At 38.3% G+C, this 21,486-nt stretch carries 17 protein-coding genes; 5 read left to right on the forward strand and 12 right to left on the reverse strand.

Annotated elements, in window-relative coordinates; genetic code table 11:
• From F6K22_RS03910 to F6K22_RS03920, 3 genes are all read left to right on the forward strand, one after another.
• On the forward strand, positions 1 to 1,241 hold a 1,241-nt coding region (locus tag F6K22_RS03910), incomplete at its 5' end, for a pentapeptide repeat-containing protein (protein WP_293093509.1).
• A 634-nt stretch (positions 1,242 to 1,875) separates the two neighbouring features.
• Positions 1,876 to 3,477 carry a pentapeptide repeat-containing protein gene (locus F6K22_RS03915; RefSeq protein WP_293093512.1) on the forward strand — a complete coding sequence of 534 codons (1,602 nt, stop codon included), beginning with the start codon at positions 1,876 to 1,878 and terminating at the stop codon, positions 3,475 to 3,477.
• Positions 3,452 to 3,775, forward strand: coding sequence for a hypothetical protein (locus F6K22_RS03920; RefSeq protein WP_293093515.1), 324 nt, complete (start codon positions 3,452 to 3,454; stop codon positions 3,773 to 3,775). Before F6K22_RS03915 ends, F6K22_RS03920 begins: the two co-directional genes overlap by 26 nt.
• Positions 3,776 to 3,806: 31 nt before the next feature.
• Here the strand turns inward: F6K22_RS03920 and F6K22_RS03925 are convergent, their stop codons facing one another.
• The 6 genes from F6K22_RS03925 to F6K22_RS03950 form a co-directional block, all read right to left on the reverse strand.
• Positions 3,807 to 4,634: a spondin domain-containing protein gene (locus F6K22_RS03925; protein WP_293093517.1), complete on the reverse strand. Its 828-nt coding sequence runs from the start codon at positions 4,632 to 4,634 to the stop codon at positions 3,807 to 3,809.
• Positions 4,635 to 4,815: 181 nt separating this feature from the next.
• Positions 4,816 to 4,962 (reverse strand): DUF411 domain-containing protein, encoded by a 147-nt coding sequence (locus tag F6K22_RS03930; RefSeq protein ID WP_293093520.1) that lies wholly within the window; start codon positions 4,960 to 4,962, stop codon positions 4,816 to 4,818.
• A 29-nt stretch (positions 4,963 to 4,991) separates the two neighbouring features.
• A complete protein-coding gene (locus tag F6K22_RS03935) occupies positions 4,992 to 5,522 on the reverse strand; it encodes a tol-pal system YbgF family protein (RefSeq protein WP_293093523.1) in 531 nt (176 codons plus the stop codon).
• Positions 5,523 to 5,753: 231 nt separating this feature from the next.
• Entirely contained in the window at positions 5,754 to 6,527 is a 774-nt protein-coding gene (gene hisA / locus F6K22_RS03940; protein WP_293093526.1) for a 1-(5-phosphoribosyl)-5-[(5-phosphoribosylamino)methylideneamino]imidazole-4-carboxamide isomerase, read from the reverse strand.
• Positions 6,528 to 6,554: 27 nt separating this feature from the next.
• On the reverse strand, positions 6,555 to 7,250 hold the full coding sequence (locus tag F6K22_RS03945; RefSeq protein ID WP_293093529.1) for a DUF2459 domain-containing protein: 696 nt from the start codon (positions 7,248 to 7,250) through the stop codon (positions 6,555 to 6,557).
• A 151-nt stretch (positions 7,251 to 7,401) separates the two neighbouring features.
• Positions 7,402 to 8,073, reverse strand: coding sequence for a TetR/AcrR family transcriptional regulator (locus F6K22_RS03950; protein WP_293093531.1), 672 nt, complete (start codon positions 8,071 to 8,073; stop codon positions 7,402 to 7,404).
• 202 nt (positions 8,074 to 8,275) lie between these two features.
• Between F6K22_RS03950 and F6K22_RS03955 the strand changes: the two genes are divergently transcribed.
• Both F6K22_RS03955 and F6K22_RS03960 read left to right on the forward strand, forming a co-directional pair.
• Positions 8,276 to 8,830 carry a carboxymuconolactone decarboxylase family protein gene (locus tag F6K22_RS03955; protein ID WP_293093534.1) on the forward strand — a complete coding sequence of 185 codons (555 nt, stop codon included), beginning with the start codon at positions 8,276 to 8,278 and terminating at the stop codon, positions 8,828 to 8,830.
• 509 nt (positions 8,831 to 9,339) lie between these two features.
• A complete protein-coding gene (locus tag F6K22_RS03960) occupies positions 9,340 to 10,293 on the forward strand; it encodes a Rieske 2Fe-2S domain-containing protein (protein ID WP_293093537.1) in 954 nt (317 codons plus the stop codon).
• 436 nt (positions 10,294 to 10,729) lie between these two features.
• Here the strand turns inward: F6K22_RS03960 and F6K22_RS03965 are convergent, their stop codons facing one another.
• The 6 genes from F6K22_RS03965 to F6K22_RS03990 all read right to left on the reverse strand — a co-directional run bounded on the left by F6K22_RS03965 (position 10,730) and on the right by F6K22_RS03990 (position 21,325).
• On the reverse strand, positions 10,730 to 11,908 hold the full coding sequence (locus F6K22_RS03965; RefSeq protein WP_293093539.1) for a TPM domain-containing protein: 1,179 nt from the start codon (positions 11,906 to 11,908) through the stop codon (positions 10,730 to 10,732).
• Positions 11,909 to 12,393: 485 nt separating this feature from the next.
• Positions 12,394 to 12,705, reverse strand: a complete 312-nt coding sequence (locus F6K22_RS03970) for a muconolactone Delta-isomerase (protein WP_293093542.1) — start codon at positions 12,703 to 12,705, stop codon at positions 12,394 to 12,396.
• Between the two features lie 437 nt (positions 12,706 to 13,142).
• A complete protein-coding gene (locus tag F6K22_RS03975; protein WP_293093544.1) occupies positions 13,143 to 13,907 on the reverse strand; it encodes a PAP/fibrillin family protein in 765 nt (254 codons plus the stop codon).
• 92 nt (positions 13,908 to 13,999) lie between these two features.
• A complete protein-coding gene (locus tag F6K22_RS03980) occupies positions 14,000 to 15,349 on the reverse strand; it encodes a hybrid sensor histidine kinase/response regulator (RefSeq protein ID WP_293093547.1) in 1,350 nt (449 codons plus the stop codon).
• A gap of 394 nt (positions 15,350 to 15,743) precedes the next feature.
• Positions 15,744 to 18,554: a hybrid sensor histidine kinase/response regulator gene (locus F6K22_RS03985; RefSeq protein ID WP_293093550.1), complete on the reverse strand. Its 2,811-nt coding sequence runs from the start codon at positions 18,552 to 18,554 to the stop codon at positions 15,744 to 15,746.
• A gap of 77 nt (positions 18,555 to 18,631) precedes the next feature.
• Positions 18,632 to 21,325, reverse strand: a complete 2,694-nt coding sequence (locus F6K22_RS03990; protein WP_293093554.1) for an ATP-binding protein — start codon at positions 21,323 to 21,325, stop codon at positions 18,632 to 18,634.
• Positions 21,326 to 21,486 lie beyond the last annotated feature (161 nt).

Below are 21,486 nucleotides of genomic sequence, written 5' to 3' on the forward strand. Positions count from 1 at the left end.
TATTTAATGTGCCAGTTATACCTTTGCTATTTTTATCACTTGCAGCTTACTCAACTCTATTTGATGCAAATAGTAGAGAAACTTATAGCAATATCTTCAAAGCTTTTTTCCGACTAGGACTTTCTGGAATTGCTTTCTTATTTGCCTATTTTTATTCAGTTTATTCTGTAGCAAATATTGATGACTTGATTATTTTAATACTGGTAATTACCTTAGAGTTAATTATCATTTTAAAGTTTTGGCCACTTATACAAGCTAAAAAATTTAGGAGACTCAAATGGCTATTTTGGGTTTCTTCAATTTTATTTTTTAGCTATTCTTACCACAAGGAAAATCTTCTAAATTACTTATATGATACAGATTTAACAAAAGTTATAGAAAAAATTACGTTCATTATAATAGTTTGGTTGTTGTCATTATTGGTTCTATCAACCTACAATTTTGCCAATTTATCTTTGAGGTCTGAATGGTCTACAAAATGGCTAGGTTGGTGGTATTTTATTAACCTTGTCTTACCAACAAGTTTAATCTCTATGTTAGTATTTATTTCTTCTCCAGACTTATATTGGTTTAGGGATAAAAATTATTGGTTATCATTTTTTGTTCTTACTCTGAGCATCTGGCTAATATTTTTATTACCTATATCATTTTTTGATATTCACAAGTTTAGGACTTGGTTAAAAGAAAGAATTAAAAAGCAATGGATTTACCAATTTTTAATTTTTTTGGGATTGACATTGTTTGTTTTGTTTAAATCCTATTTAGTAGCAAATTCAATAACTATTATCTTTTTTTTCATAGAGTGGTTTAAATACGGCGAGCTTAGTTATTATGTGTTGGATTTATCTTTATATTTGTTCGTTTTAGCTTTAGTATTCATCTTATTTGCTTTATCTTTTGTTTGGTGGATAATATTAATGTTTACAAAAAATAAAATTGTTGAGACAAAACAGAAATCCTTTCAGCTTCAAAAAATTAAATCTCAATATTCTATATTTCGCGATCTAGCTGTCTCTTTCAGATGTATAAATAGTACGAACTTTGGAGAAGCAAATTTAACAGAAGCTGACTTCAGCCGTGCTGAATTTACAAGTGTAAACTTTCATGGAGCAAAGTTGAACTACACAATCTGGACTCAAGTAAAAGGATTAGAGTGTGTTGCCACTGGTAATACCTATCTGAAATATCCGAAAGTCAGAAATTGGGTTATTCAACTCAGGAATGATATCAAGTCCCCTTAAAAAGTTGTCATTGCGACCAAAGGGTTTGTGCAGCAATCTCTAAGAAGTTGTTTGAGAAGTATTGCATAGAACCGATGAATCCGCGCCAACCTAACCCCCCCTGCCCCCCTTCCCTACCAGGGAATGGGGGTTGCCGGAGCCTCTCTCCTACTCCGAGAGAGGTTTGGAGAGAGGTTTTTATGAGTTGACAAACAGCTTCTAAAACCTTGAGATTGCTTCCTTTGAATCCGTTCCAGTCGCAATGACTTGACATTGACATCCTCCCGACGCTGCACTTGCGTGACAGCGCGGGATTCCTAAGCATCACTGATTAGGGTTTTCTGCTGCCTCTTGCAGAGGAGCTGCGCTAACAATGCACCAGCCTCCAAGGCCCTTCCCTCTTTTCGGTCTAAAGGCGCGCTCCTAAAGACTTGCCAGCGCCGCCAAAGGGGGTCTCCCCCATGAGCGACTGGCGCTGACACTGCTAGCCCAGCAGCCTCTAAAGACAATAGCACACTATTGGAAAAACCGCAACATTGATTGGTTTTCCAATTGCGTCGCTCCCGACCTCAGGAGAGCGCGGGTCTTCAACCAACGTTGAAATAACTGATTATCCAGACTTGATATGATCAAACAGTAGACGGAGATATTAAAAATGACATTAAGCTCAAAAAACTTTGATTCTCTAAATCTGTATCGGGTGAATTTATCAGGATTAGACCTGAAAAAAGCTAGCTTTCGTAATGCTAATCTTCGCTATGTTGATTTGAGTAATACCAACCTAGATGGAGCTGACTTTACAGATGCTGATTTGCTCGAGACTAATTTGGCAGGAGCGCAACTAAATAAGGTTAATTTCACTGATGCCAATTTATCCCTGGCTAATTTGCAAGGGAGTAAATTGTGTAATGCTATTTTAGAGCGTGCTTGTTTACAAGGTGCCAATCTCAATCAAGCCGATCTCACAAATGCCAACATCTGCAATTGGAAAATTAGCAGCTCGACAACCATTGAAGGAATACAAGGAATATCTGACAATGAAATTAATATTGACCTATCAGAACAGCAATGGAAAAAGATCGACGCCACCCTAGATGAACTCTACCAACTCAAAGGGATGGCCGATCGGGAAACCTGGAATGAACATTTTTTTGAGAAAGCTAAAGATATGGAACTTCCACCCCATATTTACAATCATTTGTTTAATAAATACTATGAGAGTCACCTTTTCCGAGAATCTCAAAATTCCTTGAGGGTTTACTTGCTGCGTGACTGGCAATTTCTCAAAATAGAACGCTGGATCGAATCTCTCAACTATTCTATTGCTCACTTAGATATTTTTCCGATTTTGGAGAAGTTAGAGAAACTATCGATTATTGGTGCTTTATTTCTTCTGATTAATACATTAATTGAAGTTGACTATGAATCTAAGTATCGCACTTGGGAAATTATTAACTCTGATGAAAAACAAACTGTTTATGGTGGTACTCGTCTAGGATTGGAAAGATTAGTCCAAGAAGGAGATGATTTGGAGTGGCTACGGGCAAAAGAGGCAAATTTAAGGGGTATTAACCTGCGCAATGCCAATTTAAAAAAGGCTAATTTCAAGAACGCTGAGTTGATTGAGGCTGATTTGAGATATAGCGATCTAAGAGAGGCTGACTTGACAGAGGCTGACTTGACGGAGGCGAACCTAAAAGGAGCAAAACTGGAAGGGGTGAAACTGAAAGGGGCAAAACTGATAAACGTTGATCTTGAAGGGGTTGATCTTGAAGGCGTTGATCTTGAAGGCGTTGTCCTGAAAGACGCGAAGTTGAGAATGGTTCACCTAAGGGAAGCTAACCTAAAGGAAGCTGACCTCAGAGGGGTTGACCTGACAGAGGTTGACTTGAGTCCCTTTAGCCGTGGATTGTTTAAAAATGTTTTGAAATCTGACCAGGTTGACCTGAGTGGGGCTAACCTGAGTGGAGCTAATCTGAGTGAGGCTAAACTGAGTTACCGGAGTGAGCAGAAATGGATAGGGATTAACCTGAGTAATGCTGACCTGAGTAATGCTGACCTGAGTGGGGCAGACCTGAGTGGAGCTAACCTGAGTGGAGCTAACCTGAAAGGGGCTGACCTGAAAGGGGCTGACCTGATTGATGCGAAAGGACTAGAAGTCGAACAGGTACGCCAAGCTAAAAATTTGGACTCAGCAAAATTTGATACAGATTTCCAAGATCAACTAAATAATGCTGAATCCCAGAAAAATCCATGAACTATCCGTTCTACTAAACTTACCTCAAATTACCCAGAAGGCAAAAGGCAATCATGTTCAAGCTGATTACAAAAGGTTTTCAGTTTGTACTAATGTGCTTTTCGCTCTTGATAAACCACATCGTCATACCCAAAACCCTGTAGGGGCGATTCGCTCTTCGCCCCTACTGTGGTCTACCGTGCAGGAAAACCGCTGTAATGTGTCAATGACAAAAAGAGCGATCGCCCCCTCAAAAATCCTGTTGTACCAGCTATCGCAAAAGAGCGATCGCCATTTACGCCATAATCAAAGGAGGTAAAACAATACCCCCTGTATAATCTTTTTAATTACTATTTAAAAGATTTATGCAGTGAATTTCCTAAGAACAATAATCCACCAAAAGCCAATAATCCTAAACTGTTTGTAGGTTCAGGTACTGACTCAACAGTAATCCGTGCAATCTGATAGCCAGGAGCTGTGAAATCACCGTTTGGTGCTGCTGCTAGAATATTACCACCTTCTAGGAAACCGGGATGAAAGGTGACAACTCCATTCTCATCAACGCCTGTGTTAGGAGCAGCTTGGGCAAGGGCAGCAGTATTTGCTGGTATTTCATCATTGACTTCTGTTCCTGCATCCCAAACTCGATCGCCAGTAACAATAAAGTCAGCACCTAAGAAACTGCCATCATCATCAAAAATCTTGATTCCAAAAGGGTTTTCATTAGCAATAAAAGCATCATTACTAGGTAAACCCATTGCTGCATAACTGAAATAACGACTACTATCCAGACTACCATCTAGGTCAAATATCATAGAAGCACTATCGCCAGAAGTCAGCACCTGAAAAGGGCCTGTAGGTCCTAATATTGTAGCTTGAGTCTCGCCTGCGCCAATGTTGGCAAAAGCAGCAGTAATTGGTGCAGTATTAGCATCTTCGGCTAATGCTTCGAGATATTCAGGAGCAGCTACACCTAAATCAAATGTATCAAAATTACCATTGTGAAAGCCTACCCATAAAGGAGAGAAAAAGAAGCCTTGGGTAGGAGCAATATTTTCTACTGTAACTTTTAATTTTGCTGCTGTAGCTGCGGAACTAATAGTCAGGGTGGAAGTTACCGCAATAGCGGTGGCGATCGCTCCACGAATATTTAACCAAGTCTTACCATTTATATTCATTGATTTTACTCCAAATTTATTTTCTGTACTCTCCGTAAAATTTAGGATGAGTGCTTAGGTTGGATATTAGGAGTCAGAGATTAAAATTATCTGAATTCTATATGAGTTTTTTCTGTGAATTTTTTATTGAATTTTCTCACCTTCTTGACTGATAATAAATCTCCAAAAAAAGTAGGGAAGTTCAATTTACAAGATAGCCAGCAATTTCACTTGTATGACACGAAGCCATATCTGAAGGTAAATTATGTTTCTGGCGAATAGTTTGAATTTCTGACTCAGGTTTGACAATATCAGTTACTTGAAAGCCATTTTGCTTGATATGTTCCACCCAACCCTCTCCACGGGAATTTCCAAAAATCAACTAAACCAAACTAACCCACTTAAAGTCAGAACTATCAATACTAAAGCGACCCAAACAAACTGATTATCTTTTGTATTGACCTTGCTAGGATCGACAACTTCTAACTCAGGAGTTTTTGGCTTCGGTGGAGGCGACTTAACTTGGGAAACTAGACCGCTACCCCTACGATCTTTAGCATCACTTTCAGATATTGCACCCAAGTCAGGAATTTTTGTTACCCATTCTGGTCGAGTTCTAAGTACAGGCGCTTCCAGAATAGCTAATATACGTTTTGCTTGTTGGCGGGTTTGTAAATAAGAATGACGAGTGAGTTTTTTACAAAGGGTAGTAGCTTCTTGAACTTTGCCAGCAGCTTGATATGCTGTCACTAGCCATATTTGTGTCTCTCCTCCTAACCGAGAATTAGGATTGATATTTTCTAGGGCAGTTTCTAAATGCTGTAATGATTTGCTATATTGACCACGTTCAAAGGCGTGTTTCCCAGCTTTATATTTAGTTTCAAATAACTCTAGGTTTTCTGAACTCACAATCTCTATTAATTTTTTTATATCTTTAAAGTAATTTAATTAGGACTTACGCAAGTACAACATATTTTCCTCATTGCGACCCACAGGGAAGCAATCTCAAACCCTAGTTTTTCCTACCTGATGCGTAAGTCCTGTTTATATTATGTCCGGTTAAATAGTTATAATTAGAAGCTCTCGTAGTAGGGCTTGAACAATTAAAATAGATATTGCTCAAGCCCTACTACAAACAAATTAGGCAAATGCAGAATAGCCCAAATTGGGAGGGACATCTTGCCAACGCCCTTGACCTACTGCTTGATTTGCTTCTGTGAGACTAATATCTCCAGTATATAAGGCACGACCAACAATTGCACCTTCAACACCAATGGGTTCTAATGATAGTAAGCTTAATAGATCCGTAATTGAACTAACACCACCAGAAGCAATCACTGGAATATTGACCGCAGTAGCTAACTCCCTTAAAGCTTCTATATTAGGTCCTTTGAGAGTACCATCCCGGTGAATATCAGTGTAGACGATCGCTGCAACTTTAAATTTGGCCATTTGACGAGCTAGGTCAGTTGCTAATACTTCTGAAGTTTCTAACCAACCTTTGGTAGCAACCTTACCATCTCTGGCATCAATACCTACAATAATTTGACCAGAAAATTCTTGGCAGAGGTTAGACACTAACTGAGGTCGCTCTAGGGCAACAGTACCCAAAATAGCCTGCTGCACCCCAAGAGCAAGTAGACTTGCCACTGCGGAATAGTTGCGTAACCCACCGCCTACTTGTACTGGTACATCTACTGCTTTGACGATCGCTTCAATGGTCTTTTGATTGACTGGTTGACCTGCTTTTGCACCGTCCAGGTCTACTAAGTGTAGCTTAGTTGCTCCTTCATCTACCCACCTTTTTGCTACATCAACTGGGTTATCATTAAAAACTTGCGTTCGCTCATAATCTCCTTGATACAACCTTACACAACGTCCACCTAATATATCGATCGCGGGAATTATATTCATAGACTTGATATTTTGTATACAAAACTACTAATTTTGTTCACAGTTGCACCCACTGTTAACATGATACATAATCGAACTAGAAAGTCCTGACCATAAAGGAGTTTTTACTCCTGCTAACCTCAGAGCTTCTGCAGTCCAATCATTACAAGCTCTTAAAATTGAATAAGTATCTTTTGCTGCATAAAAACCAACTCTATAATTAGGGTCTATGGTCAGACTTCTTCTATTACCCTGGGCATCAAACCGGAAAGAATCATTGATAAATTCCATTAGCCTATGGTAATTAGATTGAGTAATTATAGCACACTTAATTTCATATTGTTTAGGAACATTTTGATAAGCTAATACCCTCATTGCAGAAGGTGTGGGCAGGAATAGGGCCTGAAAACTTGTTACAATTGGTAATGATGTCCCAGTATAAGTTTCTAGAAAATAAGCTCTATCGCCAAAGCCAAAAGCTAGATAATTTATTGAAACTGATGGATTAACTATTAATTTTAAGTTTAAATGTTCCTGCCAATCCCAAATTTTAGTTTTGACTGGAACTAGAATATCTGTATGAATACCTGTATTGTAAATGTATATTGGTATTCCGTTGTTTAATAAGTTTAAATCACAAGAATTATTACCCAAATTTCTAGGATAAAAGTAACCAATATTTAAGCAAATAACTACAGATAAAATAAAAATTAATAAAATTTTAGTAATTCTATTTTTTAGCATAAAAAAATTATGATTTATTGATTGGGATCGTCAACATAACCCCCCATAATGATTGGCTCATTTTTTGAATTTCACCCACATTCTCAAAAAAGTATCAATATAAAAATTAATGAGTTGAATTATGCAACAGTAATTTAATTTTGACTCTATCTTAAACTCTACAGGATTTTTCTGTATGCAGCAGCACTCCTCCTAGAACTAAATTGATTGCTTCTTGAGTTTGTTTTTCAATCATTTCTTGGCTCAAAAGTTGCCGTTCTGGCTTGAGATAATTGAGATTTTTCTGGGCATCAAAATAAAATACACAGATCCCCAGAATGTTAATAGCTGTTAAAAATGGATCGAGCTGCCGAAAATTTCCTTCTGCTATTCCTCGTTCGAGAATATTTACTAAACAGACAAAACTTTCTTGCCAACCACTTAGTTTACCATATTTACCCTGATTTTGGATCGCTTCGTGAAACCATAGTCTTCCTCTATGAGGATGAGATGCTTCGTAGGCGATCGCTGAACGTACTAGCATTTTCAATGCTACTTCTGCTGGTAACTTATCTAGTTGCGAGGGGTTAATCATTTGATTAAGTTCTCTCGCCAGTCTTTGAAAAACTTCCTGATACAAACCTTCTTTACTGTTGAAGTAATAATAAATCATGGCCTTTGTTACTCCTGTACGATCCGCGATCGCATCTATTCTTGCCCCAGCTAAACCAGACTTAGCAAACTCTTCCTCTGCTGCATCTAAAATTTCGGCTTTTGTTGCTTCTCGATCTCGCAATTTTCGTTTCTTGTTAGGCAATGATTTTTCTTTGGCAGGATGGTTCACGAGTATATAGACTCCCAACAAATTTACTAGCTTGGCCTTTTCAGTTCAAGCTTTAGACTCTTAACTATGGCCAATACTTGGCCTTGACCCGTAGCTAATTAATATTAGCATTTGCTTCGTTAACTCTTGACAAAGGAAATTTAATAGCTTTATAGTTTAACTAACTAAATATTTAGTTAGTTAACAGTAATAGGAGTGATAAATGGCACATATAGATATAGGATCAAACTTTCCTGGTATCATGGGCTTAATGAAATATCGACCCGATACAGGCAAACTGCTGTTGGAATTGAGCGAAACTTTGTTGAGAGGAGACTCACCCCTATCACTAGAAGAGCGAGAACTCATAGCTGCTTATGTATCTCACCGGAACGAATGCGATTTTTGCACAGGTGTTCATGGATCGGTAGCCAAACAATTGCTCAAAAACAATAGTAATGTAGTTGAGACAGTTTACCAAAATCTTGAGAGTGCAAATATTACAGACAAACTCAAGGCGCTAATAAAAATAGCAGCAAAAGTGCAACTTGATGGTAAACAAGTTTCTGAGGATGATATTCAACAAGCAAAAAATTTAGGTGCAACAGATAGGGAAATTCACGATACAGTATTAATTGCAGCAGCTTTTTGTATGTTTAATCGTTATGTAGATGGTTTAGCAACTACTATACCAAAAGAACCTGGAGCTTATGAACAAATAGCTTGTAAAATAGTAGAATCTGGTTATAGTGGATCTAAAGAATTATTATTTGAATAGACATCTCCAGAAAAAAGGGAACAAGGAACAGCGGTCAGACCCCGCGACGACGACAGTCGCAAGGGAACGCGCACCAAGAGAGGGAATGCTGACCAAGAGAGGGAACAGGGAACAGGGAAAAAGAATTGATTTTATTTTTGATTTTTGGAGATGTCTAATAATAATATATAGCTTTAAGTATTCAGCTATCAGCTAGCCTCTTGCCTCCTGCGGAGGAACTGCGAACTTCAGCTCAAATAAAAACTATTGGTTGTAAAGGATTTCAATTTTATCAATTTCCTAACACTTTTTTGTAGTGCTATACTAATTTCATAAAATGTTGCAGAGTGTGAGTTTGTTGGAAGGTGTTAGGTGTTAGAAGGAGTGCAAAAATATTAATAGTTTTGCAAATGATTTTACAGTAACTATACTTTTTTAAATTTGCTCTATTCTAGTTTAGAAACAAGATAACCCTATAGATAAATTTAGGGCAAACATTTTTTTTAGTAAATCTGATTTGAGAGGAAGAAATGGAACCAATTTTACCAGGCGCACCTTGGTTGATTGCTCATAAATCAATGTTGGGTTTTAATCAACCACAAAAAATTACTTTAAACGGGAAAGATTATGTTATTTGGCAAAACCAAAAAGGCGAAGTTTTTGCCCTCGATAATATCTGCCCCCATTTACAAGCACCTCTATCTCAAGGGTGGGTTTGTCAAGAACGAAACACAATAACTTGCCCCTTTCATGCTCTAGAATTTGATGTAAAAGGAAGATTATATAAAGAGGATAAATTAGATACTCAACCAGTTACTAAAACTTTAGAATTAATAGTTAAAGATGATTGTATCTGGACTTACGGTGGTCATCAACCAAGACTGCCAATTCCTGAATTAATTCACAGAGTAACTGAGGAATATGAATTTATTGGAGTAACTGGAGAAAAGAGTATTCAGGCAGATTTTTTAAGAACTATGCTGGTTAACTACGACTATAATCATCAAAATGGTACTCATAAAGATTTATTTCAAATTACTTCATGTGATGTTAAGTCATACCAAACTGATGGATATTATGCAAAAGTAGAACAGCATATAACAAGAGCTGAAAATACTCTAGGAGAAATTTTGAAAAATCCAGCCTTGGGGATAATTCCTCAAGTTATGAACAATACTTTAGAATATTGTTTTCCTTCAACTACAGTATTATTTGCTGAAGCACCAGTTGGTAGTCTTGCTCAAACTCATATTATTTATCCAGAAACTGAAAACATAACAAAGACTTTTATTTTGTTATATGGAAAATTCAAAAATCCACTATTAAAGTTTTTGTTTCAAAAATCATTTTTGCAGGCAGCGGCTACTGTTATTGAACAGGATACAACAGCAGTAGAAAGTCTTTATCCGCGACAAAAACCTAAAATTAGATTACCAAATGAAGAAATTATGTTTGATGCAGAAAAACTTTATTATGATTGGTGATACCAAGCATGAAAAAAGAATGTTACGAATAATAAGTGTGATTAAAAAACTTTACAGGAGATACCCCTTTGGGAAAAAAGGTACTGACCTCCTAAGAGGGGTTAGGGATGAGTTGACTCCTAATAAACAGCCTAGTCATTTGTCGCAAACATTTATAAAATTGGTATAACATCAAGTCTCATTAATTAGCCATAATAAAAATGTTTTCTATGATAAATTTCTTCCTGTTGCCTGTTGCCTGTTGCCTAAATTTTTTATTGTGGGTATTCAAAGAGACATGATATAAGACATAAGGAAAAGGGAAGAGGAAAAAATCATCATTCCTCTTCCCGATCTATTGAATTGAAGTATTAATGTACTTTGTTATCTTTCTGTAATTTTCAGTTTCAAAACCCAATGACTATTATTTTGCCATACTAAAGGTAAGGTATAGTTATTACCAGTCACCACCCCCACCACCACCATCACTACTACCACCACCAAAACTACCACTATCATAGCTTCCAGAACTACTGCTACTACTGCTACTGTGACTGTAAGAGCTACTGCTACTATCATCACTGTAAGAGCTACTACTACTGTTAGTGGATCTACTACCAGTAGTTCTACGATCGCTACTGCTACTACTCAAACTTTTACCTTTATTTCCTCTAGAGCTACTGCTACTACTTTTGTAAGAACTATTGCTAGTTTGAGTCGAACTATTGTCAGCATTTTTGGTAATAGAGATAGAAGGTTTCTCACTTCCAGTTCTGCTCCTGCTAGTTTGAGTCGAACTATTGTCAGCATTTTTGGTAATAGAGATAGCAGTTTTTTTACTTCCAGTGCTACTGCTACTACTATAGGTGCTTTTCCTACTCATCTGGGTTTTGTTAAAACTTTTGAATATACCCCGGAACATCCATACCACTAAGATACCTATGAAGATACCTATACCTATAAAGAAAGTCTGTGTATTTGGAAGTGCTGTTACAAATGCTAGGATAATATTTTCTAGATACCCTAGTCTAAGCACCGATACCAGGAAAATACTGATGAAGATACCCATAAAGATACCTGCGATGGAAGTTTTACTTAACTGATATTTCTCTGTTTTCAGGGAAGTTACTAATTCTTTTGTACCTGCAACCACACCATTTTCAAAGTTTCCTGACTTAAATTCAGGGATAATTTTACTGTCGATAATATTACTAACCTTAGCATTTGGTAAAGTTTCCTGTATTCCTTTTCCAGTTTCAATTTCTACACGGCGATCGCCTACAGAAACTAAAAACAGCACACCGTTATCTTGACCTTTTTTACCAATTCCCCAATAATTAAACAACTTAGTAGCAAATTCTTTAGGAGTTGCTGCGGGTTGAGTTTCTGGCACAGTCACAACAGCAATTTCCGAGCCATTTTTGGCTTCTAAGTCGGAAATCATTTGGTTAAGTTGAGTTTCTGTACTTTGACTGAGAATTTCAGCCATATCTGTCACCCAACCATGATAATGTTGTCGGGGGTTTGATACTTGTTGTACCGTTAGAGCAAAACTAGGCAAAGGATGTATTAACCAAGTTTGGACTACAAAAATTATTGGCAAGGTACATCTCAAGATAATTAAAGGAAAATTCATAATTTCTACCTCTTGGAGAAACAATAAAATGTTCGCTATTAATTACTCAGGTGCAGTTGATTAATTTATGATTTCTGTAGTGGCCAGTTTGGTTATAATCTTGGAATTTTTAGCTATAGATGGCTCTTATATCATATTCGGTAGAAGAGTTATAATTAGGCTCGTAGTTGGGCAAAATCCCTTAATACTAAGTAGGGCTTGCTGATTAAATCTCAAAGCATTGACAGATCAAGCTAAGTGCCTTCTTTTGGCCGAAAAAAGTGCGCTTGTTTGAGTTCTTCATGGTGGAAAAGTTAGGACTTTGGGCAGACAAACAGAGAAAAATCAAGGTCGAATTATTCCTCCTACTTTCTCTTTCTCCCCACACTTCCCACACTTCCCACCCGGACCACACTCTGCTTTTTTCAGCAAACCCTGGGTATTGTAAGGACTCTTGCCCAACTAGAAACAAAAACTTTATTATCAGTAATTATCCGAAGATGATATTAGCTTTTTCTCGCTTTCAAATCTGTAGCAAAATCTTCATAGGGTCGTAATGATGTAACCTCGATATTCACATATTGTCCCAATTTTTTCACAATTGGTAAATCCATAATTATTTGGTCAAGTTGATTGGGAGATTCCACATCAACAATAGCTATTACTCTACGAGTTCCCACACACTTCCAGACGCTTACTACAATTCCTGCTTCCTTAGCATTCATTGCAGCATCTGCTTCTTCGCTCCAAATAGCAAATAATTCTTCTTGGCTCATAGTAGGAGGATATTGTACTCGAAAGTCTAAGTGATATAGCATAGATACCTTGGTTTAAACAATAGATAAAATCAGTTTCTCATCCTATTATAAAAAAAGAACGTAATACCATTGACAAAAAAATTACGGTTAAATTAAGGTTTAAAGCCTCTCCTTTGAGGGAGAAAAAGCGGTCGAAGTGGGGAGGTTTCCTCGCCATCCTTCGACCAAGAGAAGAAAAAAAATCTTTTTATCAAATCCTTTTTTTTAACTAGCTATCAGCTTGAGCGCATTTAGCTGGAGCGCTCTTCAATTCGAGGGTAACGGTCCCCCACAAGAGGAGCGAAAAAATTAGTGGTGCGCTTTGCGTGGGGGGGGAAAGAATCCCCTATTATACACCAAGAATAAGCTGACTGCTGAAGGCCGAAGTTCCGACCTAGGAGGCTAGCTGAGTGCTGACTGCTACTTCAAAAGAAGAGGTAATTATTAATTATTAATTATTAATTATTAATTGTTGAAGCCAAACGTTCACAGACTAAAACAGTTCCCTTTTCTCCCTTTGTAATGCGAAACTCTTCGTCTAAATAAAGCACTTCTAAACGACCTTTAGGCGATCGCTTCATTGTAAAAGAAATTTCTCCTGTTTCTGTATTCATGCCTTGAGGTGGCACTAACCCAAACATCAACTTTAAAAATACAGACATTAATTGTTCTTTTAATCCTTTCTTTGATGATTTATTTTGACCAAATATATCTTTCCAAGTTGATAAATCTTCACCCTTTTGTGGACCTAAAGTTCCTCCTGTAAATTCGACTTGTAAGTTTTGATTATCGGCAGGATAACAAACACCTAAATTACGAACGATACCTTTTAATGGTGGGAATAATTCATCAATAATACTAAACTCAACTACAATATCATGGCTACGTTTTTCTCCTTCTCCTAACAACACAACAGGTTGTCTAACAGAGTCAATAACTAACTTTAAATTGGTAGGTTCAAACATATTAAATGCTAACCTTCCCAGAGTATAAGCATATTTACCATTAGAAAGTTTCTCTCCTTGAGGAAAAGAAGGGGCGCTAATTAATAGCCAATCTTGAGATTCTAGGAGGGAGCTATGGGTAGGGTCAACGATAGGGTTAAGTTGAGAAAGTTGCTCAATTTTTTCCTTAACCTTCTGCTGTTTAACATCTCCGTCATAGGTCTTCAAAGCTTCTCTCAAAGCGATTTTTGTTTCAAGTATTGTTGCTGTATCATTCATAATTCTTTCCCCAGATTATAGATTAATTACCTTTATTAAATTAATTTAACATCAATATGGTAGGGATTTGCTCTCCAAAGGAAGGTGAGATTTTATCTGGGAATAATAATGGTAAAAATTGTACCTTGCCCAACTTTTGAATCACAACTAATCATACCTCCATGTTTTTCTGTTACTATTTGATGGGCGATCGCCATGCCCAAACCCGTCCCTTTTCCTACTGCTTTGGTAGTAAATCCTTGCTCGAATATTTTCACTTTTACTTCTTCTGGCATTCCCGTTCCATTGTCAGCAATACTCACGATCGCCAGCTTGTTGTCTTCACTCAATTCCGTTTCTATCCTAATCCGATTTGGTTCTTTTTCTATTTCTTGAAAGGTTTTCCCTTCATTGCTTTCATCTAAAGCATCGATGGCATTAGCTAACAGATTCATAAACACTTGATTTAGTTGCCCCGTATAGCATTTTACTAGGGGAAGAGCGCCATAATTTTTAACCACTTCAATAGCTGGACGGTTTTCGTTAGCTTTGAGGCGATATTTTAAAATTAATAAGGTGCTATCTATCCCGTCATGCAAATTAAACTCGGTTTTATTCTCGATATCAGTGCGGGCAAATGTTCGCAGAGATGTGCTGATATTGCGAATGATATCGTATCCCTCTTGCATTGAGGCAATCAGTTTTGGGAAGTCTTCAACAAGAAATTCTAGGTCAAGGTCTTCGATTTTTTCGACGATTTCATCATCAAGGTGGGAATGTTTTTGATAGAGAGAAAGTCCGGCAAATAAATCTTGCAGATATTCTTGTGCGACCCTGACATTGCCACCGATAAACCCAAGAGGATTGTTGATTTCGTGGGCAATTCCAGTCACGAGATTGCCCAAGCTTACCATTTTTTCATTTTGTACGAGTTGCAGTTGTGCTTCTTCAAGTTGTAAGTATTTCTCTTTCAGCTCTTTATTCGCTTTTTCCAGTTCTTGATTAAGTGTCTTGAGTTGTCGATTTTGTTGCGCTAATTTTTGGGACTGAATAAAGTTAGTTTTTTGGAGCATTTCTCGCAAGCGAAAAAGTTGTAAATGAGTTTCAACGCGAGCTAAAACTTCTTCTGCTTGTACTGGTTTGGTAATATAATCTACTCCCCCGACACTAAATGCTTTAACTTTGTCAAATATTTCGTTTAATGCACTGATAAAAATCACGGGAATATCTCGCCATTTTTCATCTTCCTTGAGATACTCGCACATTTCATAACCATTCATTTGTGGCATTGTAATATCCAATAAAATCAATTCTGGCAGGAAATTTTTCATTCCCATTAGAGCTAACTTAGCACTGGGGAAAGCTCTAACTTCATAGTCGCGTTCCTCCAAAAGATTAGATAATAAATGTAAATTAGCAGGGGTATCGTCAACAACAAGAATTCGACCGTTATTTTCAATCATAACTAATAAATATCTCCAGAAAAGAGGGAATAGGGAACAGGGAATATATTTTTAGGAAAAAGGTAAGGAAAATAATTTTGTTAAGAACTTTTAGTTCTCTTGCTTATAGTAAATAAAGGGCAAGTTTGTTTTCTGAAAATATATAATGTTTTTAAGATCAAATATTTAAGATTTTGGCATTGCTGATTTGAGGTATAATATCTTGTCCGGATCATAGGGCGAGCAAAAAACTTTCTCCTTCTACTCCTGTTTACTTCTTCTTTCAGCGTTGGTGATTTGAGGTATGATATCATATCCCGATCGCAGCGCGAACAAAAAACCTTCTCCTTCTACTACTCTTTCTTCTTTTTTCTTCCCTCCTGACTCCTGACTCCTAAATAATTAATATCATACACTAATTCAGCAACGCCAAGATTTTTTCATACTCGAAGTTATAAAGACATTTTTGTAAAGTCTCTGCTAACTCCTCATGCTCCAAAGCAATTTTCTCTACTATACCATTCATGGTTTTGCGATCTGAATTCAGGATAGCATCCTTTAATTTTAGAAGCCATTCTTCGGGTAATGTCGCTAAATTTTCTGGCGTTAAGATATCCCTTGTGAGTTTGATTTCTTTCTCTTGCACTTCTTCATAGATAAACTCGACACCAATATATTCGTACATGGCTTCAAATATATCTTCCTCTCGAAATGGCTTCCTCATAAAAGCATTACACCCTGCTGACAAGACTACCGCTTTTTCTTCTTCTAGAACGCTCGCTGTCAAGGCTATTATTGCTGTTGCTTGTCCTTTTGTTGTGGCTTTAATTTTCTGGGTGGCTTCATAACCGTCCATGACTGGCATCCGCATATCCATCCAAATCAAATGAGGTTCCCATGACTCGAAAATTTCGATGGCTTCTTTGCCGTTGCTGGCTTCTTTGAGTTCAAACCCGAGGGGATTAAGTAATTTCACTAACAGTTGTCGATTCAGGATTTTATCATCTACTATCAGGATGCGATAGCGGGGTTGGTTGGGAGCGATGGCAATAACTCTCCGTTTGGGTTTTTGAGTTTCTACAACTTCGGGTTCGACTTCTTCTGCTTGAATCTCAAAACTGAAGGTTGTGCCTTTTCCCACTTCGGAGGTCACTTGGATATCCCCGCCCATCAACTGCACGAATTTACGGGAGATGAGCAAGCCCAACCCTGTTCCTTCTTGTGCTTGTTTGCCAGTTTCGGTTTGGACGAAGGCTTCAAAAAGTTTGTCGAGTTCTTCTGGGGCAATTCCGGCTCCGGTGTCTTCCACAGCAAAGGATATCCGTTTGAGCTGGGAATTTTTGGGGTTATCGACGGTGCTAGCTCCCAGGATAACAGCTCCTACTTCGGTGAATTTGATGGCATTGTTGAGCAAATTAATGAGGACTTGACGGAGTTTCACTTCGTCGGTGCGCAGGTAACGTGCAATCCTTTCATCTATTTTGAGTAACAATTGCAATCCTTTCCCCTCAGCTTTGAATTGGAACATATCGTGGATGTCATCAAGGAGTCGGTACAGGTCGAAGTTCTTTTCGTTGAGGGTGGTTTGACCGGCTTCTATTTTGGAGAGGTCGAGAACATTGTTGATGAGGGTGAAGAGGTGTTCGCCACTGCGGGAGATGATGCCGACGTTTTCTTGGTGTTCGAGGGGGAGGGTTTGGGAGCGGGTCATAATTTGGGTGAAGCCGAGGATTGCATTCAATGGACTGCGCAATTCGTGACTCATATTGGCAATAAATGAACTTTTCGCTTGGTTAGCTACTTCTGCTTTTTCTTTGGCGACTTCAAGCTCGGCAGTTCTCTCTTCAAGTTCGGCAGTTCGCTCTTGCACTCGTTGTTCAAGTTGGGTATTAGCTTGTTCTAAAGCACTAAAGGATGCTTGCAAGCGATCGGACATTCTGTTGAAGGATGTGCCGAGATTCTCTAATTCAGTGATACCTCGAATGTCAACTTTGTGAATGAATTGGCCTTCATTGGCGATCGCTCCTGCGGATTCTTGCAAGCGCAAAATCGGCTTGGCTATCCACTCGGATGAGAACAGACCTAGAGTGGTTGCTCCTCCTAGAGCAAGCAAACAGAGAGCGATGGTTTGCCGACGGTTGGCATCGATCTGTTCCATGAAGTCTTTTTCGGGAATGGTGAGGACAATCAGCCATTCAATACCCCGCTCATCTTTAAGGGGAGTTACTTGCAGAAATTGACGCTCCCGATCCAATTTAAAGTCGAGTTTTTGGGGAGTTTTGATTTGGTCTAACGCGCCGAATTCCCCTACAATATAATCAGCACTAGCACGAGTTAACTTGTTCTGGCTTTCTGTTGCTGTGATTCTTTCGGTGAGTGACTCTTGATTCTCTTTTTTAATCAAGAGGGGGGATTCACCTGTAGATGTGGCAACTAAAGAACCATCCAATTCAACAATAAACACTTGCCCTGATTTGCCGATTTTTAGCTCTTCCAAGAAATTGCTAATGTGTTCGAGGGTTATATTGACTCCAGTGACACCCTTGACAGTTTTAGAGTCTGCTTCAAAGACAGGAGTTACAGCAGCAATGCCAATTTTTGGCTGACTCACAAACACAAAGATGGGCGACCAAACCGCTTCTCCAGTTTCAACTGCCGATCTATACCAGGGACGCTCTGTCGGATCGTAATTAGGGGTTTTGGAAAATGCTCGTCCGAGATATCCTTGCTCGTCAATCTCATAAACAACTTGAGTGTAACCTGTCGATTGACCGGATAGGGTGACGATCAGATTCTTGTCATCCCCAATGATTTCCTTTTCTAAATCAAGATATTCTAATTTTTCATTAGCATAACCAATGACACTAACTGTATCGAATTGTTGAATTTGATTGAGGAAGTAACGTCTCAAGGGCAGATTAATATCAATGGCAGAATCTACATCCAAATAACCTTGACGAATAGCATCTAGATTAATGCGAGTAACTTGGTGAGGAACTTCTAGGAAGGAAAGGACTGTTGCTTCTACCCGGTCAGTCAGTTCTTGTTTTAACTGATCCACAACATTATTCACTGCTTGCCGTCCATTGCGAAAGGAGAACCAACCCACTAATCCCACCGCTGCAAATATTTGCAAAATAAAGGGGATAATTAAAACCAAACGGAGGGGGAGTTTGAAACGACGTGGAGCAGTTGAGGGACTAGAGGGGGTTATTGGTTGTAACATCGGAGTTAAGTGTTGAAGTACATTGATAAAGTCCAGTTGACTTTTTCTACAAATATCACTACCATTATTATGCAAAACTACTCACATAAAATGTTCAATATTTTTTCATACTCGAAGTTATAAAGACATTTTTGTAAAGCCTCTGCTAATTCCTCGTGTTCCAGAGCAATTTTCTCCACTATACCATTCATAGTTTTGCGATCTGAACTCAGAATAGCATCTTCTAATTCTCTTTGCCATTCTTCAGGTAATGTAGTTAAATTTTCTCGCGTTAATATATCCCTTGTGAGTTTGACTTCTTTCTTCTGCACTTCTTCATAAATAAACTCAACACCAATATGTTCGTGCATCGCCTCAAATATATCTTCCTCTCGAAATGGCTGCCTCATAAAAGCATTACACCCTGCGGACAAGACTCCCCCTTTTTCTTCTTCCAGAACACTTGCTGTTAAGGCTATTATTGCTGTTGCCTTTCCTTGGGTTGTGGCTTTTATTTTTTTTGTGGTTTCGTAGCCATCCATCACAGGTATCCGCATATCCATCCAAATCAAATGGGGTTGCCATGACTCGAAAATTTCGATAGCCTCTTTGCCGTTGCTGGCTTCTTTGAGTTCAAAGGAGAGAGGATTGAGCAATTTCACTAACAGTTGTCGATTCAGGATTTTATCATCTACGATCAGGATGCGATAGCGGGGTTGGTCGGGGGCAAGGGAAATGACTCTCCGTTTAGGTTTTTGACTTTCTACAGCTTCGGGTTCGACTTCTTTGACTTGAATCTCAAAACTGAAGGTTGTGCCTTTTCCCAATTGAGAGGTGACTTGGATATCGCCACCCATCAACTGCACGAATTTGCGAGATATGGGTAAGCCCAACCCTGTTCCTTCCTGTGCCTCTTTGCCGATTTCAGTTTGAACGAAGGCTTCAAAAAGTTTGTCGATTTCTTCAGGGGCAATTCCGGCTCCAGTATCTTCCACAACAAAGAATATTCGTTTTGACTGGGAACTATCTGTGGTTTCGAGAGGAGTTGCTCGCAGAGTAACACCTCCTGTTTCGGTGAATTTGATAGCATTGTTGAGCAGGTTTATCAGGACTTGGCGCAGTTTCACTTCATCGGTGCTAATGTAACGGGGTACACTTTCATCTATTTTGAGTAACAATTGCAACCCTTTCCCGTCAGCTTTGAGTTGGAACATATCGTGGATGTCGTCTAGGAGTCGGTACAGGTCGAAGTTCTTTTCGTTGAGGGTAATTTTACCAGCCTCAATTTTAGAGAATTCGAGAACATTGTTGATGAGGCTGAGGAGGTGTTCTCCACTGCGGGAGATGATTGCAAAGTTGTCTTGGTAGTCGCGGGGAAGGGTTTGGGAACGAGTCATAATTTGGGTGAATCCCAGGATAGCATTTAATGGAGTTCTCAACTCGTGACTCATATTGGCAATAAATCTGCTTTTCGCTTGATTGGCAACTTCGGCTTTCTCTTTGGCAACTACAAGTTCAGCATTAGTTGTTTCTAGGGTTTGAAAAGATTCTTTTAATTGAGCAGCCATGCTATTGAATGATTGGGCTAATTCTCCCAATTCATCATGACGTTCCAAATGAACGGTGCGCTCCCATTTGCCTTGAGCGATATCTTTGGCTGCCTGGTTCAAGGCAATTAATGGACGAGTCACCCAACGAGCTGTTAAAATTCCTATTGTGGCAGCAATAACCAATGCAATAATACAAAGAATGATTGTTGTTCGCGTATTCTGATTAATTTGTGCCATAAAATCTGCTTCTGGAATAATCGTAACAATTAACCAGTCCAAACCCTTGGCTTTGGGATCTTCAAAAGGAGTAACTTGGAGAAAATAGCGTTCATCATCGATCAAGAATTCGAGATGTTGAGATTTTTCAATCTCGTTTAAGTCTCCAAAATGATTTTGTAAACAATTTGCTGTCGATCGGATCGTGGGAATTTGACTATCGGTTGCATTGAGACGAACTAAATCTTCTCCTAGGATCAGAAATGGCTGTTCTTCTGTTGAAGAAGCAACAATATTGCCATCGCGTTCGATAATAAAAATTTTTCCCGTTCGACCAACACGCAAATTTTTGAGAAAATCACCTATTTCTTCGAGAGTAATATCAATTCCCGTTACACCCAATAATTTTCCCGATTCATTATAAATAGGTTTTGAGAGTGTCATCCCCAAGGTTTTGTCAGAGAAGAAAATATAAAGACTCCATATAGAAATTTGAGATTTAAATGATTCTTGATACCATGGTCGCAATCGCATTTTGTAGTTAGGACGACCACTAATTTTTTTCGTGGGACGACCTTGCTCGTCGATCGCATAGGATTGAAATTCTCGTTGAGTGGTTAATGGATCGGATATTTTGTAGACTAATTTTCCATCTGTTCGTCCTACTCCGATATATTTTTCTTGTTCGTGTATACCAATTTGAATGGTATTAATTTTTGGAGTTAATTTAACTTGTTTCCAAAAGTAATCTCTGATTTTTTCGGGATTGTTGACATTGAGAATATTGATATTGAAAGCAGAATCATTCAATGTATTGATAGTGTGAGGAATTTCGAGATAGTCAAGAACATACTGGGTTGCTCTTGACGTTATTTCTTCGCGCAGTTCTTGAGTGATTTCACGGATTGCTTTCTGACCATTTTTAAATGAGAGATAACCAACAATTCCCACCGCAGAAACAATTTGGATAATAAATGGAATAACAAAAACTGTGGGAAGAGAAATGGAGGAAAAGAGTTTTTTCATTTTTTTATCTTTATTTTTAATCATAACTAATATCATGTCCGGATAATCAGTAATAAAAAAGTTTTTGTTTGTAGTAAAGCTCTCAGCCCGATTTATACTTTTTGCTCAAGCCCTACTACGAACCTTAATTATAACTATTCAACCGGACATGATATAATATA

The organism is Okeania sp. SIO2F4 (assembly GCF_010672385.1).
Classification (GTDB): Bacteria; Cyanobacteriota; Cyanobacteriia; order Cyanobacteriales; family Microcoleaceae; genus Trichodesmium.

Bases quoted from the DNA above. Each gene is read 5' to 3' on its own strand.
- F6K22_RS03990 (WP_293093554.1), bottom strand. From the start codon at position 21,325: ATGAAAAAACTCTTTTCCTCCATTTCTCTTCCCACAGTTTTTGTTATT.
- F6K22_RS03945 (WP_293093529.1), bottom strand. From the start codon at position 7,250: ATGCTAAAAAATAGAATTACTAAAATTTTATTAATTTTTATTTTATCT.
- F6K22_RS03955 (WP_293093534.1), top strand. From the start codon at position 8,276: ATGGCACATATAGATATAGGATCAAACTTTCCTGGTATCATGGGCTTA.
- F6K22_RS03985 (WP_293093550.1), bottom strand. From the start codon at position 18,554: ATGTTACAACCAATAACCCCCTCTAGTCCCTCAACTGCTCCACGTCGT.
- F6K22_RS03960 (WP_293093537.1), top strand. From the start codon at position 9,340: ATGGAACCAATTTTACCAGGCGCACCTTGGTTGATTGCTCATAAATCA.
- F6K22_RS03970 (WP_293093542.1), bottom strand. From the start codon at position 12,705: ATGCTATATCACTTAGACTTTCGAGTACAATATCCTCCTACTATGAGC.
- F6K22_RS03915 (WP_293093512.1), top strand. From the start codon at position 1,876: ATGACATTAAGCTCAAAAAACTTTGATTCTCTAAATCTGTATCGGGTG.
- F6K22_RS03965 (WP_293093539.1), bottom strand. From the start codon at position 11,908: ATGAATTTTCCTTTAATTATCTTGAGATGTACCTTGCCAATAATTTTT.
- F6K22_RS03920 (WP_293093515.1), top strand. From the start codon at position 3,452: ATGCTGAATCCCAGAAAAATCCATGAACTATCCGTTCTACTAAACTTA.
- F6K22_RS03925 (WP_293093517.1), bottom strand. From the start codon at position 4,634: ATGAATATAAATGGTAAGACTTGGTTAAATATTCGTGGAGCGATCGCC.
- F6K22_RS03975 (WP_293093544.1), bottom strand. From the start codon at position 13,907: ATGAATGATACAGCAACAATACTTGAAACAAAAATCGCTTTGAGAGAA.
- hisA (WP_293093526.1), bottom strand. From the start codon at position 6,527: ATGAATATAATTCCCGCGATCGATATATTAGGTGGACGTTGTGTAAGG.
- F6K22_RS03980 (WP_293093547.1), bottom strand. From the start codon at position 15,349: ATGATTGAAAATAACGGTCGAATTCTTGTTGTTGACGATACCCCTGCT.